The 15,973-nt window shown below is 69.1% G+C and carries 16 protein-coding genes; 9 read left to right on the top strand and 7 right to left on the bottom strand.

Annotated features, from left to right (window positions below; translation table 11 throughout):
- Window positions 1–49 precede the first annotated feature (49 nt).
- From FFK22_RS27725 to FFK22_RS27740, 4 genes are all read right to left on the bottom strand, one after another.
- On the bottom strand, window positions 50–784 hold the full coding sequence (locus FFK22_RS27725; protein ID WP_138890999.1) for an arginyltransferase: 735 nt from the start codon (window positions 782–784) through the stop codon (window positions 50–52).
- A gap of 123 nt (window positions 785–907) precedes the next feature.
- Entirely contained in the window at window positions 908–1,393 is a 486-nt protein-coding gene (locus FFK22_RS27730) for an AAA family ATPase (RefSeq protein WP_138890998.1), read from the bottom strand.
- A 28-nt stretch (window positions 1,394–1,421) separates the two neighbouring features.
- Window positions 1,422–2,654 (bottom strand): threonine ammonia-lyase, encoded by a 1,233-nt coding sequence (locus FFK22_RS27735; protein WP_221938903.1) that lies wholly within the window; start codon window positions 2,652–2,654, stop codon window positions 1,422–1,424.
- Window positions 2,655–2,667: 13 nt separating this feature from the next.
- The gene (locus FFK22_RS27740; protein ID WP_138890997.1) at window positions 2,668–5,043 is read right to left on the bottom strand and encodes a penicillin acylase family protein; all 2,376 of its coding nucleotides are present in this window, start codon (window positions 5,041–5,043) and stop codon (window positions 2,668–2,670) included.
- Between the two features lie 213 nt (window positions 5,044–5,256).
- Between FFK22_RS27740 and FFK22_RS27745 the strand changes: the two genes are divergently transcribed.
- Together FFK22_RS27745 and FFK22_RS27750 are read left to right on the top strand one after the other, a co-directional pair.
- The gene (locus tag FFK22_RS27745; protein ID WP_138890996.1) at window positions 5,257–6,408 is read left to right on the top strand and encodes a type III PLP-dependent enzyme; all 1,152 of its coding nucleotides are present in this window, start codon (window positions 5,257–5,259) and stop codon (window positions 6,406–6,408) included.
- 1 nt (window position 6,409) lies between these two features.
- Window positions 6,410–7,258, top strand: a complete 849-nt coding sequence (locus tag FFK22_RS27750; protein WP_138890995.1) for an alpha/beta fold hydrolase — start codon at window positions 6,410–6,412, stop codon at window positions 7,256–7,258.
- 149 nt (window positions 7,259–7,407) lie between these two features.
- Here FFK22_RS27750 and hemB read toward each other — a convergent pair whose 3' ends face one another.
- A complete protein-coding gene (hemB, locus tag FFK22_RS27755; RefSeq protein WP_138890994.1) occupies window positions 7,408–8,406 on the bottom strand; it encodes a porphobilinogen synthase in 999 nt (332 codons plus the stop codon).
- A gap of 337 nt (window positions 8,407–8,743) precedes the next feature.
- Here hemB and FFK22_RS27760 point away from each other — a divergent pair, with 337 nt between their 5' ends.
- Entirely contained in the window at window positions 8,744–9,220 is a 477-nt protein-coding gene (locus FFK22_RS27760; RefSeq protein WP_138890993.1) for a MarR family winged helix-turn-helix transcriptional regulator, read from the top strand.
- Between the two features lie 75 nt (window positions 9,221–9,295).
- On the opposite strand, the gene FFK22_RS27765 is transcribed toward FFK22_RS27760, so the two are convergent.
- Entirely contained in the window at window positions 9,296–10,510 is a 1,215-nt protein-coding gene (locus tag FFK22_RS27765) for an acyl-CoA dehydrogenase (protein ID WP_138890992.1), read from the bottom strand.
- Window positions 10,511–10,613: 103 nt separating this feature from the next.
- Window positions 10,614–11,063 carry a MucR family transcriptional regulator gene (locus tag FFK22_RS27770; RefSeq protein WP_186002688.1) on the bottom strand — a complete coding sequence of 150 codons (450 nt, stop codon included), beginning with the start codon at window positions 11,061–11,063 and terminating at the stop codon, window positions 10,614–10,616.
- Window positions 11,064–11,278: 215 nt separating this feature from the next.
- Here FFK22_RS27770 and rpiB point away from each other — a divergent pair, with 215 nt between their 5' ends.
- From rpiB to FFK22_RS27800, 6 genes are all read left to right on the top strand, one after another.
- Entirely contained in the window at window positions 11,279–11,731 is a 453-nt protein-coding gene (rpiB, locus tag FFK22_RS27775) for a ribose 5-phosphate isomerase B (protein ID WP_138890991.1), read from the top strand.
- A 16-nt stretch (window positions 11,732–11,747) separates the two neighbouring features.
- The gene (gene glyA / locus FFK22_RS27780) at window positions 11,748–13,058 is read left to right on the top strand and encodes a serine hydroxymethyltransferase (protein WP_306770181.1); all 1,311 of its coding nucleotides are present in this window, start codon (window positions 11,748–11,750) and stop codon (window positions 13,056–13,058) included.
- Window positions 13,059–13,167: 109 nt separating this feature from the next.
- Window positions 13,168–13,626 (top strand): transcriptional regulator NrdR, encoded by a 459-nt coding sequence (gene nrdR, locus FFK22_RS27785; RefSeq protein WP_026870463.1) that lies wholly within the window; start codon window positions 13,168–13,170, stop codon window positions 13,624–13,626.
- A gap of 116 nt (window positions 13,627–13,742) precedes the next feature.
- Entirely contained in the window at window positions 13,743–14,357 is a 615-nt protein-coding gene (locus FFK22_RS27790; protein WP_138890990.1) for a riboflavin synthase, read from the top strand.
- Window positions 14,249–15,487, top strand: coding sequence for a 3,4-dihydroxy-2-butanone-4-phosphate synthase (gene ribB / locus FFK22_RS27795; protein ID WP_138890989.1), 1,239 nt, complete (start codon window positions 14,249–14,251; stop codon window positions 15,485–15,487). Before FFK22_RS27790 ends, ribB begins: the two co-directional genes overlap by 109 nt.
- 1 nt (window position 15,488) lies before the next feature.
- Window positions 15,489–15,971 carry a 6,7-dimethyl-8-ribityllumazine synthase gene (locus FFK22_RS27800; RefSeq protein ID WP_138890988.1) on the top strand — a complete coding sequence of 161 codons (483 nt, stop codon included), beginning with the start codon at window positions 15,489–15,491 and terminating at the stop codon, window positions 15,969–15,971.
- Window positions 15,972–15,973 lie beyond the last annotated feature (2 nt).

The raw sequence follows: 15,973 nt of genomic DNA on the forward strand, positions 1-15,973 counted from the left end.
CTTCGGCATCGGTATCCGATTCTGCTGCATCGTGGGGAAGGGCGGCGGCTCAACCGTCCTGGTCGAGCGTCGTCCAGCCGGTGTCGGTGAGGGCCTCCAGCGGTTGGAAGCGGGCCTTGTAGGCCATCTTCCGGCTCTGTTGGATCCAGTAGCCGAGATAGACGTGCTCGAGCCCGGTCCGGCGCGCCTCCTCGACCAGGGCCAGGATTACATAGGTGCCCAGGCTGCGCTCCGGCACATCGGGGTCGTAGAAGCTGTAGACGGCGGACAGCCCGTCCTCCAGCACGTCGACCAGCGCCGCCGCGCGCAGGGCGCCGGTCGGGTCGCGGAACTCGATCAGCGCGGCGCTGCCGCTGCCTTCCTCGATCATGCTGCCGTAATCGGCGCGCGACATCCGCGCCATGTCGCTGTCGCCGTGCCGGTGCCGCTGGTAGCACAGGAACAGGGCGAACTGCTCGTCGCTGCCGATCGGTAGGGCCGAGCGGCGGGTGAGGTCGAGATTGGCGGACCAGGTCCGGCGCATGCTGCGGCCGGGCGTGAAGCGCGCCACCGGGATGCGCACCGGCACGCAGGCGCGGCAGCCGGGGCAGACCGGGCGGTAGACGATGTCGTGGCTGCGCCGGAACCCGGCCTGCGACAGGGTGGTGTTCAGCGCCCTGGCGTCGCCGCCATTCAGCCGGGTGAACAGCTTGCGCTCGACACGACCGGGGATATAGGGGCAGGGCAGGGGGCCTGACCGGTAGAAATGCTGCAGACGGCCGAGCTTGCCGTCGATGACGGACATCAAGCGCTCCTGGGTCGGGACGCCAACCTCATGCCCATACTGCACCACAGTGCCGGATCGTCGGCAAGCGACTCGGATGCCGGCTCGCCACGGCAGGGTATGCAGAGGGAATCCACCGCAGGCTCATGTCAGCCTCAGAATTTCGTCGACGGTGGCGGCGACCGGCCGGCGCGTGTCGATCTCGTGGCCGGCGGACTGCCGCAGCAGCGGCTCGATCATCGCCACCAGCCCGGCCACCTTGCGCCGCTCCTCCTCTGTCCGGCCGTAGCCCTCGGATCGCGCCGCCAGCCGCTGCTGCAGCGTCTCGACCGGGGCGGAAAGCAGGATCACGACATCGATCAGGGGCAGGAACCGGCCCATGGTCTCGGAGGTGCCGCTGACGAACAGCGGCCGGTCGCGCGGCGCGGCCAGCAGGGCGCGGACGCGGTCCTCGCGCCAGACCCAGTCTTTCCCCTCGGCCGGGGTCAGGGCGTCGGCGGGGTCTGCGTCGACCCATTCGGACCATTCCGGCGTGTCGAGGTCGCAGGCGTCATGGCCCCGCGCCGCCAGCTCGCGGATCACGGCGGTCTTCCCGGTCCCGGACATGCCGGTGATCAGCACGCGCCTCATGAAGCGCTCCCTGGCGCCGGCCGCCTGCTCACGCCCCGACGTCGCCCAGCAGCTTGGCCGGGTAGCCGGACTCCATCAGCTTGCCGATGATGACGTCGACATGGGCGCGATCGCGGGTCTCGACCACGACGTCGATGTCGGCCCGTTTCACCGGGATCTGGAAGAACAGGCGCTGGTGGTAGGTCTCGATGATGTTGCCGCCGGTGGCGCCGATGATGCCGGCGATGGTGCTCAGCACCCCCGGCACATCCTCGATCTCGATGCGCAGCCGGGCGATCTGGCCGTTGCGCACCAGCCCGCGCATCAGGATCGAGGCCAGGATGCGCGGGTCGATGTTGCCGCCGCACACCACGACGCCGACCTTGCGCCCGGCGAACCGCTCCGGATGGGCCAGGAGGCCGGCGACGCCGGCGGCGCCGGCGCCCTCGGCCACCAGCTTCTGCTGGGTCATCAGCTGGTGCACGCCCTGCTCCAGCACCGTCTCGTCGACCGTGACGATGTCGTCGACCAGCGCGGCGATGATCTGCCGGGTCAGCACGCCCGGGCTCTTCACCGCGATGCCCTCGGCGATGGTGGCGCCGCCATAGACGCCGGTGCGGCCGGCGACCGCGTCGCTCATCGAGGCGTAAAGCGCGGCCTCCACTCCCGTGATCCGGATCGACGGGTTGATCGACCGGGCGGCGATGGCGATGCCGGAGATCAGCCCGCCGCCGCCGATCGGCACCACCAAGTCGTCGAGATCGGGCACATCGGCCAGGATCTCCAGCCCGGCCGTGCCCTGGCCGGCGATGATATACGGGTCGTCATAGGGGTGGATCAGGGTCAGCTTTTCCTCGTCCACCAGCTTGCGGGCGTGGCTCATGCTGTCGTCGAGGGTCTGGCCGACCAGCACCACCTTGGCGCCGTAGCCCTCGGTCTTCGCCACCTTGGTGAAGGGGGTATAGGTCGGCATCACGATGGTCGACGGGATGCCGAGGCGGGTGGCGTGGTAGGCGACGCCCTGGGCGTGGTTGCCGGCAGACATGGCGACCACGCCGCGCTTGCGCTCCGCCTTGTCGAGCGAGCGCAGCTTGTTGTAGGCGCCGCGGTCCTTGAACGAGCCGGTGCGCTGCAGCGTCTCCAGCTTCAGGAACAGCTCGCAGCCGAGGATGCCGGACAGAAGCGGCGCCGGGATGACCGGTGTCCGGGCCACCTGCCCCTCGAGGGCCGCGGCGGCGGCGCGGATGTCGTCGATGGTGACCGGCAGCGGGGCGGGGCTCATTTGGGCGGTTCCGTTATTGGCTCGGCTGCAGGGTCGTCAGCGACGCCCCGGCGGCGGCGAGATCAGCCTCGCCACCATGCAACGTCAAGTATCTTCCGTCTCGCCAATCCGCGACCAGGTCGCCCCAATGCGGCGACAGCGGGTTGCCGGACTGGCCGGTGGCGATCATGAAGCGCGACCGGCCGCGGTCGGCCAGGTCGTAGACGGCACGGTAGCCGGCGCCGTGCTCATCGGCATAGGGCGCCTCCGGATCGGTGATCGAGGTGCCGCCGCGGTTCAGGGTATAGGGCCCGCCGTCGGTCGGGGTCGCCAGTGAGATCAGGCCGCCGATCACCGGCACGCGCGACAGCACCTGGGCGCTCAGCGGCGCGATGTGCTCGGCGCCCCAGCGCCAGGCGGCCATGTCTGCGCCGTGGCGCTGCGCCAGCGCGTCCAGCGCCTCGCCAAGGGTCTGCCGCAGCAGTGCCTTGCAGTCGGCCGGCGGGGCCGTGGCGTCGCCGCACCAGGACGGGTCGCGGGTCATGATCGTCGCCAGGACGCCCGGGTGCAGCCCGAAATAGTCCTCGGCCAGGGGGCCTAGCGGCGGGTCGAACACGGCATGGGCGAAGCGCCGCAGCCATTCCATGTAGATCAGCGGCTCCGGCCGGTTGCGGTCCATCCGCAGGTCCCAGCCGCGCAGCAGGGCCACCGCCTTCGCCATGCGGTCATCCGCCGGCTCGATTTTGGTCATCAGCGGCAGCAGCTCCCGCGCCTCTGTCGTCAGCGTGTCGGCCTGCATCGCCTGGCTGCGCTCGACCGTGTTCGGTCCGTCGGCATCCAGCAGCTCGACGATGCGGCGGGCGCGATAGGGCTCGTCATAGCCGTCGCCGATATACTGGGCGTAGCCCGGCCCGACCGGGGCGTTGTTGGCGTTGGCGATGGCGCCGCCGGGCGGGTTCAAGGCCTGGGGCAGAGCCTCGAACGGGATGAGGCCGGTCCAGTCCTGGGCGCCCGAGGCGCCGTCCGCCGGCAGCTTGCCGTTTCCGGAGCGGCGGATCGGGATCGCCCCCGGGACCAGGAAGCCGATATCGCCGTCGGCATCGGCATAGGCGACGTTCTGTATCGGGGTGCGGTACAGCCGCATCGCCGCCAGGCACTCCTGCCAGTTGCCGGCCCGATTGAGCTGGTAGATCGCCTGGGCCGAGGTGTCGCCGGGGGCGAGGGCGGTGAAGGCGAGGGCGGCGACCTTGCCGTCGCCGGCCAGCGCCGCCACTCCCGGGTCGAGGTCGGACAGCACCGGCCCGTGCCGGGTGCTGCGGATGGTCAGGGTCACCGGGTCGCCGCCGGAGACGGCGATGGTCTCATGTCGGGTCTCGAAGGCGGCGCTGCCGTCCAGGGTCCGGTAGCGGTTCGGGTCGGCCGGGTCGACCGTCTCCAGGAACAGGTCCTGGACATCCGCGCCGGTGGTGGTGAAGCCCCAGGCGATCCGCCGGTTCTGGCCCAAGAGGGTCAGCGGCACGCCGGGCACGGTGGCGCCGGCCACCGACAGGGTCGGGGTCTCGATCCGCGCCAGGTACCACAGGATCGGCGCGCTCAAGCCCAGATGCGGGTCGTTGGCCAGGATCGGCGCGCCGGTGTCGGTGCGGCTGGGTCCGACCACCCACTCGTTCGAGGCGGTGCGGGGCCCGAGCGGAGGCGGCAGTGCCTGTGCCAGCGCGGTCAGCATCGGCGCGGTCTGGTCGAGGGCGGAGAGGGTGGCGGGCGGCAGCGCGCCGAGGTCGGGGAACAGGGTGCCGGCGCGCTCCGGTCCCAGTTTGGCGATCACCTGGGCGCGCAGGATCTCGTCGCGGTAGTTGGCCGACAGCTGCAGCGCCATCAGCTTGCTCCAGACCAGCGTATCGGCCGGTCGCCACGGCTCCGGCCGGATTCGCAGCAGGTAGAATTCGGGCGGCAGGGCGCCGGGGTGGTCGTCGATCCAGGCATTGACCCCGGCGGCGTAGCGGTCGAGCGCCGACTGCGTCTCCGGCGACAGGGCGGCGAGATCGGCCTCGGCCAGGCGGTAGATGCCGAGCGTCCGCATGAACTTGTCCGTCCGCAGCCCGGCTTCGCCGATCAGCTCGGCCAGCCGGCCGGCGCCGACCCGGCGCTGCAGCTCCATCTGCCACAGCCGGTCCTGGGCGTGCAGCCAGCCGAGGGCGAAATAGGCGTCGCCGTCGCTCTGCGCGAAGATCGTCGGCACGCCGTGGCCGTCGCGATAGATCCGGACCGGGCCGGACACGCCGTCGAGCGCGACGGTGCCCGATTCGGCCGGCACCCCGGTGCGCAGCCACCACAGGCCGGCGCCGGCCAGCACCACGAGCAGCAGCAGGAGGCAGGCCAGCGCGATCGCGCCGCGGCGAAGCCATCTCATCGGTCACGTCTCCGGGCCGGCCGGGATCGGTCGCGGCGGTGCTGTGTTATAATAATCTGTCCGATTCGATGCGAGGCGCCATGGGGGCGCAGGGTCGATCCGTGGCGCCCGGTGCGCTTCGGTCTATTTTCGCGGGGGGCTAGCCAAGTGGCCGGCACTGCCCAGATGATGCAGACGTGCCGCGCGTCCGGCGGCGGTCAGCAGGATGGTTCGATGGAGTCCTTCGCCGACGCCCTCGCCATGGTCACCGCCCTCCGCCCGGAGGAGCCGGTCTACTGCCTGCGGCCCCGGGTGCTGCGGGAGTCGGCGGCGGAGTTCCAGCGCCAGTTCCCCGGCACGGTGATGTACGCGGTCAAGTGCAACGACCATCCGGCGGTGCTGGCCGGGCTGCATGCCGGCGGCCTGCGCGATTTCGACGTCGCCTCGCTGAGCGAGATCGAGGCCGCGGCGGCGCTGCCCGGCGCCGTGTCGCACTACATGCATCCGGTGAAGAACCGCCAGGCGGTCGAGCTGGCCTATCGCCGCTACGGCATCCGCACCTTCTGCCTCGACCACGAGGAGGAGCTGGACAAGATCCTCGCGGTGACCGGCGGGGCGCGCGACCTGACCCTGGTGCTGCGGGTCGACATGCCCCGCTTCGATTCGGTCTGCGACCTCAGCGGCAAGTTCGGGGCCGAGGTCGAAGCCGCGCCGGCGCTGCTGCGCCGCATCGCCGCCACCGGCAACCGCGTCGGCCTGACCTTCCATGTCGGCTCGCAATGCCTGGATCCGGGCGCCTATGAGAGCGCCCTGACGATCTGCGCCGGCATTCTCGCCAGGGCCGAGGTAAAAGTGCCGGTGATCGATGTCGGCGGCGGCTTCCCCGCCGCGTATGTCGGCACCGAGGCGCCGCCGCTCTCCGCCTTCGTCGCCGCGATCCGCGCCGGCCTGGCCCGGCTGCCGGCCGACGCCGACCGTGCGGTGTTCTGCGAGCCGGGGCGGGCGCTGGTGGCCGAGGCCTGCTCGCTGGTGGTGAAGGTCGAGTTCCGGCGCGGCCACCGCCTGTACCTGAACGACGGCGCCTATGGCAGCCTGGCCGACATGAAGCTGTTCCGCACCGTCTATCCGGTCCGCCTGCTGCGGCCGGGCGGGGCCGGCGGCAGGCTGGCCAGCTTCGCCCTCTTCGGCCCGACCTGCGACAGCTACGACAGCCTGCCCGGCACCTCGCCGCTGCCCGAGGATGTGCGCGAGGGCGACTGGATCGAGTTCGGCCAGATCGGCGCCTATTCCAACGTGCTGCAGACCCGGTTCAACGGCTTCGAGGCCCGACGCTTCATCGCGGTCGAGGATGGCGCGCTGCGCCCGGCTGCGGCGCGGGCGGCTTAAGATGGAGCCGGTCGAGCATCAGTTCCTCGGGCTCGGCCTGGGCGGCTTCCACCGCCTGGCCTATGTCTCCTGGGGCTCGGACCGGTCGCGCCCGCCGGTGCTGTGCGTGCACGGGCTGACCCGCAACGGCCGGGACTTCGACATGCTGGCGGCGGACCTGGCCTGGTCCGGCCGCACCGCGGTCTGCCCGGACGTGGTCGGCCGCGGCCGCAGCGGCTGGCTGGCCAATCCGGCCCTTTACGGTTATCCGCAATATCTCGGCGACGCCGCGGCGCTGATCGCCCGGCTCGACGTGGCGGAGGTGGACTGGGTCGGCACCTCGATGGGTGGGCTGATCGGCATGATGCTGGCGGCCCAGCCGAACACCCCGATCCGCCGGCTGGTGCTGAACGATGTCGGCCCGTTCATCCCGCAGGCGGCGCTGCTGCGAATCGGGTCCTATGTCGGGCAGGATCCGGTCTTCGCCGATCTCGGCGAGCTCGAGGCCTATCTGCGGCGGGTGCATGCGCCCTTCGGCCCGCTGACCGACGGGCAGTGGCGGCATCTGGCCGAGCACAGCGCCCGGCGCCGGCAGGACGGCACGCTTGGCCTGGCCTACGACCCCGGCATCGCCGCCGCCTTCGCCGGACCGGTCGCCGATGTCGACCTGTGGATGGTCTGGGACCAGATCCGCTGCCCGGTGCTGGTGGTCCGCGGCGCGGAGTCGGACCTGCTGACCGCGGAAACGGCCGAGCGCATGGCGGCGCGGCCGGGCACCACGCTGCTCACCATCCCCGGCTGCGGCCACGCCCCGGCGCTGATGGCGGCCGACCAGACCGCCCCGATCCGCGACTGGCTCGCGGCCAGCTGAGACGGAGAGATCGTTTGGAAATGCGCTGGCGTGAGTCGGCTGGCGGTGGTTTCGAGAACCGGCGCGCAGCGGACGTTTAAGTCCGTGAGCACCGGAAGCTTCGAGTTCGCCGTCAGACGGCCGCGCCAGTAGCGTTTACAAGCGATCTCTCAGCCCAGCAGTTCGGCCGCCTCGACGGCGCCATACGTCAGGACGCCCGACGTCCCGGCGCGCTTGAACGCGGTCAGCACCTCGATCAGCGCCTTGTCGTAGTCCAGCCAGCCATTCTGCGCCGCCGCCTTCATCATCGCGTATTCGCCGCTGACCTGGTAGGCGAAGACCGGCACGCCGAAGCCGTCATGCACCCGGCGGATGATGTCGAGATAGGGCAGGCCGGGCTTGACCATCACCATGTCGGCGCCCTCGCGCAGGTCGAGCTCGACCTCGCGCAGCGCCTCGTCGGTGTTGGCCGGGTTCATCTGGTAGGTCTTCTTGTCGCCGACCAGCACCCCGGTCGACCCGACCGCGTCGCGGAACGGGCCGTAGAAGGCCGAGGCGTATTTCGCCGAATAGGCCATGATCTTGACGTCCTGGCGGCCGGCGCCGTCCAAAGCCGCGCGGATCGCGCCGATGCGGCCGTCCATCATGTCGGACGGCGCCACGATGTCGGCCCCGGCCTCGGCCTGGACCAGCGCCTGGCGGACCAGGATCTCGACCGTCTCGTCGTTCAGGATCCGGCCGTCGCGGATCAGGCCGTCATGGCCGTGGCTGGTGAACGGGTCGAGGGCGACATCGACGACGATGCCGATATCCGGCACCGCAGCCTTGATCGCGCTGATGGCGCGGCACACCAGGTTGCCGGCGCGGCAGGCCTCGGCACCGTCCTCGCTGCGCAGGGCGCGGTCGATCATCGGGAACAGCGCCACCGCCGGGATGCCGAGATCGTGGGCGCGGCGGCAGGCCTCGGCGGCGCTGGCCAGATCGAAGCGGGCGACGCCGGGCAGCGATTCGACCGGCTGCTTCCGGTCGCCCTCGACCACGAAGATCGGCCAGATCAGGTCGGACGGGCCCAGCCGGGTCTCGGCCACCAGCTCGCGGATCCAGCCGTCGGTGCGCAGGCGCCGCGTCCGGGTGGTCGGGTAGGAGCCGGGGAAGGGCAGGCGGGACATCGGGTCACTCGGAGACAGGAAGAGCGGGCGCACTCTAGGACGGAGCCCCGGCCGGAAACAACATGGTGCGGCGGCCCGCCACGGATCGGCACCGCCCGCGGGGAATGACGCCTGCATACAGAGGGTTGATAACTTCGCGCGAGAGGATCAAAAATGTCCTTCGTGGCAACCGGAAGCACCCATCTAGCGCGAATTCGTCCTGAATGCGGTGCAAATTGCAGTGAACACCTGTCCTGCTCACAACACTTTCGTTTTGGATGATTTTGTCTAAAGTGGCTTTATGAGTGGTAGAACGGCGGTCTAGATAGTACAAAGCGCCAGTGGGTCGGAGGTCTGAATGCATCATCCCTATTACCGCATGACCGCGCTCATTGAGCGGCTTCATCGCTGCTTTCTGGATGTGGTCAAGGTAGAGTTGGACCGCTTTGGCGTCCAAGACATCAACAACGTCCAAAGTCTGATTCTGTACAATATCGGCATGGACGAGCTGACCATCGGCGAGTTGACCGCCCGTGGCTACTATCTGGGCTCGAATGTCTCGTACAACGTCAAGAAAATGGTCGAGAACGGATATCTGGCGCAGGAGCGGTCGCAGCACGACCGGCGCTCCACCCGGGTCCGTCTGACCAGCAAGGGCCAGGCGCTGCGGTCCAGGCTCGAGACCATGTTCAGCCGCCAGGCCGATGCGCTGGAGGGCACCGGTCTGCGTGTCGGCGACGTCGAGACGCTGAACGCCACGCTGCGGCGGCTCGAGGGCTTCTGGTCCGGCAACCTCGCCTACAGCACCGACCAGCCGGTGACCAGCGCGGCCTGAGCCGCCTGCCGCCCGGTCACGAAAAAGGCGCGTCCCGAGGGGCGCGCCTTTTGTCTCTCCGCGCTCCGACCGCGATCAGAAGGCGGCTAGACCGGTCTGTGCCCGGCCCAGGATCAGGGCGTGCACGTCATGCGTGCCCTCATAGGTATTGACCGCCTCGAGGTTCATCACGTGGCGGATGACGTTGAACTCGTCGGCGATGCCGTTGCCGCCGAGCATGTCGCGAGCCTGGCGGGCGATGTCGAGCGACTTGCCGCAATTGTTGCGCTTCATCAGGCTGATCGCCTCCGGCGCGGCCTTGCCGTCGTCCTTGAGCTGGCCCAGGCGATGCGCCGAGATCAGGCCGAGGGTGATCTCGGTCTGCATGTCGGCCAGCTTCTTCTGGATCAGCTGGGTGGCGGCGAGGGGGCGGCCGAACATCTTGCGGTCCAGCGTGTACTGCCGGGCGGTGTGCCAGCAGAACTCGGCCGCGCCGATCGCGCCCCAGGCGATGCCGTAGCGGGCGTTGTTGAGGCAGCCGAACGGGCCCTTCAGCCCCTTGACGTTGGGCAGCAGGTTCTCTTCCGGGACGAACACCTCGTCCATCACGATCTCGCCGGTGGTCGAGGCGCGCAGCGAGAACTTGCCTTCGATCTTGGGCGAGGACAGGCCCTTCATGCCGCGCTCCAGCACGAAGCCGCGGATCTCGCCGCTGTCGTCCTTGGCCCAGACCACGAACACGTCCGCGATCGGCGAGTTGGTGATCCACATCTTGGCGCCGGACAGGCTGTAGCCGCCGGAGACACTGCGCGCCCGGGTCTTCATCGAGCCGGGGTCGGAGCCGGCGTCGGGCTCGGTCAGGCCGAAGCAGCCGACGATCTCGCCGGTGGCCAGGCGGGGCAGGTACTTCTGGCGCTGCTCCTCGGTGCCATAGGCGTAGATCGGGTGCATCACCAGGCTCGACTGCACCGACATGGCCGAGCGGTAGCCGCTGTCGACGCGCTCGACCTCGCGCGCGATCAGGCCGTAGCAGATATAGTTGACGCCGGCGCAGCCATAGCCGTCGATGGTCGAGCCGAGAAAGCCGAGCTCGCCCATCTCGTTCATGATCTCGCGGTGGAAGACCTCGTGCCGGTTCGCCTCGAGCACGCGCGGCAGCAGCTTCTCCTGGCAATAGGCGCGCGCCGCGTCGCGCACCATTCGCTCCTCCTCGGTCAGCAACTCCTCAAGCAGGAGCGGGTCCTCCCAGTTGAAGGCGGCACGGCCGGTCTGTGCCGGCTTGGCGGCCGCGGTGGCAGCGGCGGAAGTCATGGGCGAACTCCGGAACTATCGAAAAACGTGGCGCATAACAGCACAGGGGCCGGGTCGCCGCCAGCCTCGCGCTGCGGCGTCCCGGCCCCCAGGGCGAAGACGATCAGCCGCGCCGGGCCTTGTCCGTGCCGCTGCGGGCACGGCCCAGGCCGATCTTCTTGGCGAAGGCGGAGCGCTGTTCCGCATAGTTCGGCGCGACCATGGGATAGTCGGCCGGCAGCCCCCATTTGAGCCTGTACTCCTCCGGCGACAGCTTGTACGTCGTCCGCAGGTGCCGTTTCAGCATCTTCAGCTTCTTGCCGTCCTCCAGGCAGACGATGTAGTCGGGCTGGATCGACCGCCGGATCGGCACCGCCGGCTTGGCCGGCGTCGGGGCCGGTGCGGCCGTTGGCGCGGAGCCGATGTTCCGCAATGCCTCATGAATGGTCTGGATCACCGTCCCCAGCTGATCGTTCGGGACGTTATTGCGGGAAATATAGGATGTCACAATCTGGGTGGTCATCTGCACCAGATCGTCGGTGCTGCGGCCAGTCGTGTTTGCAAAATCCTCCATTGATCAAATCCTTATCTTTGTGTCGTCAACAGCGACAACGAGGTCGCATTTGATGTCGCGCATGTCAACGGTAATGGGAAAATTACCAACTATTCTACAACTGCAAGCTGCGGCCGGATCAAACTGGCTCGCCCGCATGAATAGAGCCACGTTCCGGCTCACTCTCCAAAGCAAAATATGCGAAGGTCACCCGCGCCCCATCCGATCGGACCAAAATGACTGACGCCGCCGAGACTGTCGCCATCGCCGCAGACCATGCCGGATATGCCCTCAAAGACCAGCTCCGGGCCGTGATCGAGGAGCAGGGGCTGACGGTGCTCGACCTTGGCACCAACGGGCCGGACCGGGTGGATTATCCGGATTTCGGCCATGCCGTGGCGCAAGCGATCCGGGACGGCCGGGCGTCGCGTGGCCTCGTGGTCTGCGGCACCGGCATCGGCATTTCGATCGCGGTCAACCGCCATCGTGGGATCCGTGCGGCGCTTTGCCACGACGTCACCACCGCCCGGCTGTGCCGCCAGCACAACGATGCGAACGTGCTGGCGCTCGGCGCCCGAATCATCGGCTTCGAGACCGCCCGGGATTGCCTTGCCGTGTTCCTGTCCACCGACTACGAAGGCGGTCGGCACGGCGACCGCATCGCCAAGCTCGACGTGCCTGCAGCCTGACCAGGATGATTTGCCCATGAGCTCTCCCGACTCCGCCGCCAAGATGACCGCCGCAAGCTCCCTCTTCACCGCCCGCCTGGAAGACACCGACCCGGCCGTGCTGCGCGGCATCCGGGACGAGCTGAAGCGCCAGCAGACGCAGATCGAGCTGATCGCCAGCGAGAACATCGTCTCCCGCGCCGTGCTCGAGGCCCAGGGCTCGGTCCTGACCAACAAATATGCCGAGGGCTATCCCAACCGCCGCTACTACGGCGGCTGCGAATTCGTCGACGTGGCGGAGTCGCTGGCGATCGAGCGTGCCTGCACGCTGTTCGACTGCGCCTACGCCAATGTCCAGCCGCATTCCGGCGCTCAGGCCAACCAGGCGGTGTTCTTCGCCCTGCTTCAGCCGGGCGACACCGTGCTCGGCATGTCGCTGGCCGCCGGCGGCCACCTGACCCATGGCGCCGCCCCGAACCAGTCCGGCAAGTGGTTCAACGCGGTGCAGTACGGCGTCCGCCGCGACGACGCCCGGATCGACTATGACGAGCTGCAGCGCCTGGCCGACGAGCACAAGCCGAAGCTGATCATCGCCGGCGGCTCGGCCTATCCGCGAATCATCGACTTCGCCCGCTTCCGGCAGATCGCGGATTCGGTCGGCGCCTATCTGATGGTCGACATGGCGCATTTCGCCGGGCTGGTCGCCGGCGGCGTGCATCCCAGCCCGCTGCCGCACGCCCACATCGTCACCACCACCACTCACAAGACCCTGCGCGGCCCGCGCGGCGGCATGGTGCTGTCGAACGACCCGGAGATCGGCAAGAAGATCAACTCCTCGGTCTTCCCGGGCCTGCAGGGCGGCCCGCTGATGCATGTCATCGCCGCCAAGGCGGTGGCCTTCGGCGAGGCGCTGCGGCCGGAGTTCAAGCTCTATGCCAAGGCGGTGGTCGAGAACGCCAAGCTGCTGGCTGAGACGGTGCGCGCCGGCGGGCTCGACATCGTGTCCGGTGGCACCGACACGCATCTGATGCTGGTCGACCTCCGGCCGAAGAAGCTGACCGGCAAGGCGGCCGAGGCCAGCCTCGAGCATGCCGGCATGACCTGCAACAAGAACGGCGTCCCGTTCGACCCGGAGAAGCCGACCATCACCTCCGGCGTCCGGCTCGGCAGCCCGGCGGCGACCTCGCGCGGCTTCGGCCTGGCCGAGTTCCGCCAGATCGGCGAGATGGCGGTCGAGGTGCTGGACGGCCTGGCCGCCAACCCCGAGGACAACTCGAAGGTCGAGACCGCCGTGCGGGCCCGGGTCGAGGCGCTGTGCGCCCGGTTCCCGATCTACCCGGACCTCTGAGCCGCGGTTCAAGGCTGGAATCCGTCCGTCCTGACACTCGACAGATTGTGGTTCGCCCACAACGGATGGTATCCATTCGCTGTGGGCGAAACCATTTCCGGGGGGACCGATGCGCTGCCCGTTCTGTGGCCACGACGACACCCAGGTGAAGGACTCTCGTCCCACCGAGGACAATTCGGCCATCCGGCGGCGCCGCTTCTGCCCGGCCTGCGGCGCCCGCTTCACCACCTTCGAGCGGATCCAGCTGCGCGAGCTGACGGTGATCAAGTCGACCGGCCAGCGCGAGCCGTTCGACCGCGAGAAGCTGCTGCGCTCGATGCGCATCGCCCTGCGCAAGCGCGACATCGACATCGAGCGGCTGGAACGGATCGTCAATTCGCTGGTCCGCCAGCTCGAAAGCTCGGGCGAGAGCGAGATCCCGTCCAAGGCGATCGGCGAGATGGTGATGAAGGCGCTGAGCGGCGTCGACAAGGTCGCCTACATCCGATACGCGTCGGTCTACCGCGACTTCCAGGAGCCCGGCGCGTTCAGCGATTTCGTCGACCAGCTGCGCGGCGAGCGCCCCTGATCGGCCGCCCGGCCCGCTGCGGCTGGTTTCAAGATCGGCTCCGGCAGGGAGGGGCTGCGTCGCGCGCAATGTGGTTTCGCTGGAAACCACAGCGCGACCGTCATAGGGTGCCGGCCATGTTCAGCGGCATCATCACCGATGTGGGGCGCGTCGCGGCGATCGAGCGGCGAGGCGACACCCGCTACATCATCGAGACGGCCTTCGACACGGCGACGATCGAGATCGGCGCCTCGGTCGCGCACAACGGCGTCTGCCTGACCGTGATCGAGACCCAGCCGGGTCGCTTCGCAGTCGAGGCCTCGGCCGAGACCCTGTCGCGCAGCACGCTGGGCGACTGGGCGGTCGGCACCGAGGTCAATCTCGAACGCTCGCTCAAGCTCGGCGACGAGATCGGCGGCCATCTGGTCTACGGCCATGTCGACGGCGTCGGCACCATCGTCGACCGCCGGCCCGAGGGCGACAGCGTCCGCTTCACCATCGAGGCCCCGGCCGAGCTGGCGGATTACATCGCCTCCAAGGGCTCGGTCGCCATCGAGGGCGTCTCGCTGACCGTCAACGAGGTCGCCGACACCCCGTCGGGGACCTGCCGCTTCGGCGTCAACATCATTCCGCACACGCAGTCATGCACGACCTTTCGAAGCTTAAGCACGGATCGCCGCGTGAACTTGGAGATCGACATGCTGGCGCGGTACACGGCGCGCCTGCTGCGGGATCGCAAGACAGCCGGCTGAGCCCCGACGACCAGGCGCTGCTCTCGCCGATCGACGAGATCATCGAGGAGGCACGTCAGGGCCGCATGTTCATCCTGGTCGACGACGAGGACCGGGAGAACGAGGGCGACCTGGTGATCCCGGCACAGATGGCGGATGCCGAGGCGGTCAACTTCATGGCCCGCTACGGCCGCGGCCTGATCTGCTTGGCGATGGAGCACAAGCGGATCGACGAGCTCGGCCTGCAGCTGATGACGCGCAGCAACGCCTCGCGCCACCAGACCGCCTTCACCGTCTCGATCGAGGCGCGCGAAGGCGTGACCACCGGCATCTCGGCGGCCGACCGGGCCCGCACCATCGCGGTCGCGATCGACCCGGCCTGCGGCCCGGCCGACGTCGCCACGCCCGGCCACGTCTTCCCGTTGGTGGCGCGCGACGGCGGCGTGCTGGAGCGCACCGGCCACACCGAGGCGGCGGTCGACATCTCGCGCCTGGCCGGGCTGTACCCGGCCGGGGTGATCTGCGAGATCATGAACGACGACGGCACCATGGCTCGGCTGCCGGACCTGGTGAAGTTCGCCCAGTTCCACAATCTCAAGATCGGAACCATCGCCGACCTGATCGCTTATCGCCGCTGCCAGGAATCGCTGGTCGAGCGCAAGCTCGAGACCACGATCGAAAGCCGCTGGGGCGGCGACTGGCGGATGCTGGTCTATGTCAACAAGGCCCGCTACGCCGAGCATGTCGTGCTGGTGAAGGGCGACATCTCCGGCGAGGAGCCGGTGCCGGTGCGGATGCATGCGCTGAACGTGCTGGACGACGTGCTCGGCGACGTCCATGGCGGCAATGCCGGCATCCTGCACGGGGCGATGGCGGAGATCGGCCGCGCGGGCAGGGGCGTCGTGGTGCTGATCCGCGAGCCGCAGCCCGACAGCCTGAGCGAGCGGCTGCAGCGGCGGCTCGAAGGCATGCCGGCGAAGGAGAGCGGGCATGAGCTGCGCGACTACGGCGTCGGCGCCCAGATCCTGCTCGACCTGGGCGTGCGCAAGCTGATCGTGCTGTCCAACCATCCCCGCACCATCGTCGGCATCGACGGCTACGGCCTCACGGTGGTCGAGCAGCGCGCCATCGCCGGCGTCCAGGAGGACTGACATGGTCGCCAAGACCGAACAGCGGCCCGTGTCCTTCACCGGCCCGGCGCCGCACATCCTGATCGTCGAGGCCCGCTTCTACGAGGACATCACCGACGAGCTGGCGCGCGGCGCCGTCGCGGTGCTGGAGCAGATCGGCGCCACCTATGAGCGCGTCGAGGTGCCGGGGGCGCTGGAGATCCCGGCCGCAGTGCAGATCGCCGCGACCTCGGCACGGCGATTCGACGGCTATGTCGCGCTCGGCTGCGTCATCCGCGGCGAGACCTCGCATTACGACACGGTCTGCAACGAGAGCTCGCGCGGCCTGCAGGACCTCGCTCTGCGCCATTGCCTGGCCATCGGCAACGGCATCCTGACCGTCGAGAACGAGGCCCAGGCCTGGGCCCGCGCCAGGGTCGATGAGATGGACAAGGGCGGCGGCGCCGCCCGGGCCGCTTTGGCGATGATCCAGCTCAAGCGGCACTTCAAGCAGCTGACGGCCTGACC

It is taken from the genome of Mycobacterium sp. KBS0706 (assembly GCF_005938675.2).
Lineage (GTDB): Bacteria > Pseudomonadota > Alphaproteobacteria > DSM-16000 > Inquilinaceae > Inquilinus.

Coding starts and splice junctions, on each gene's coding strand:
- FFK22_RS27725 (WP_138890999.1), bottom strand. CDS start 784: ATGTCCGTCATCGACGGCAAGCTCGGCCGTCTGCAGCATTTCTACCGG.
- FFK22_RS27730 (WP_138890998.1), bottom strand. CDS start 1,393: ATGAGGCGCGTGCTGATCACCGGCATGTCCGGGACCGGGAAGACCGCC.
- FFK22_RS27735 (WP_221938903.1), bottom strand. CDS start 2,654: ATGAGCCCCGCCCCGCTGCCGGTCACCATCGACGACATCCGCGCCGCC.
- FFK22_RS27740 (WP_138890997.1), bottom strand. CDS start 5,043: ATGAGATGGCTTCGCCGCGGCGCGATCGCGCTGGCCTGCCTCCTGCTG.
- FFK22_RS27745 (WP_138890996.1), top strand. CDS start 5,257: ATGGAGTCCTTCGCCGACGCCCTCGCCATGGTCACCGCCCTCCGCCCG.
- FFK22_RS27750 (WP_138890995.1), top strand. CDS start 6,410: ATGGAGCCGGTCGAGCATCAGTTCCTCGGGCTCGGCCTGGGCGGCTTC.
- hemB (WP_138890994.1), bottom strand. CDS start 8,406: ATGTCCCGCCTGCCCTTCCCCGGCTCCTACCCGACCACCCGGACGCGG.
- FFK22_RS27760 (WP_138890993.1), top strand. CDS start 8,744: ATGCATCATCCCTATTACCGCATGACCGCGCTCATTGAGCGGCTTCAT.
- FFK22_RS27765 (WP_138890992.1), bottom strand. CDS start 10,510: ATGACTTCCGCCGCTGCCACCGCGGCCGCCAAGCCGGCACAGACCGGC.
- FFK22_RS27770 (WP_186002688.1), bottom strand. CDS start 11,063: ATGGAGGATTTTGCAAACACGACTGGCCGCAGCACCGACGATCTGGTG.
- rpiB (WP_138890991.1), top strand. CDS start 11,279: ATGACTGACGCCGCCGAGACTGTCGCCATCGCCGCAGACCATGCCGGA.
- glyA (WP_306770181.1), top strand. CDS start 11,748: ATGAGCTCTCCCGACTCCGCCGCCAAGATGACCGCCGCAAGCTCCCTC.
- nrdR (WP_026870463.1), top strand. CDS start 13,168: ATGCGCTGCCCGTTCTGTGGCCACGACGACACCCAGGTGAAGGACTCT.
- FFK22_RS27790 (WP_138890990.1), top strand. CDS start 13,743: ATGTTCAGCGGCATCATCACCGATGTGGGGCGCGTCGCGGCGATCGAG.
- ribB (WP_138890989.1), top strand. CDS start 14,249: ATGCACGACCTTTCGAAGCTTAAGCACGGATCGCCGCGTGAACTTGGA.
- FFK22_RS27800 (WP_138890988.1), top strand. CDS start 15,489: ATGGTCGCCAAGACCGAACAGCGGCCCGTGTCCTTCACCGGCCCGGCG.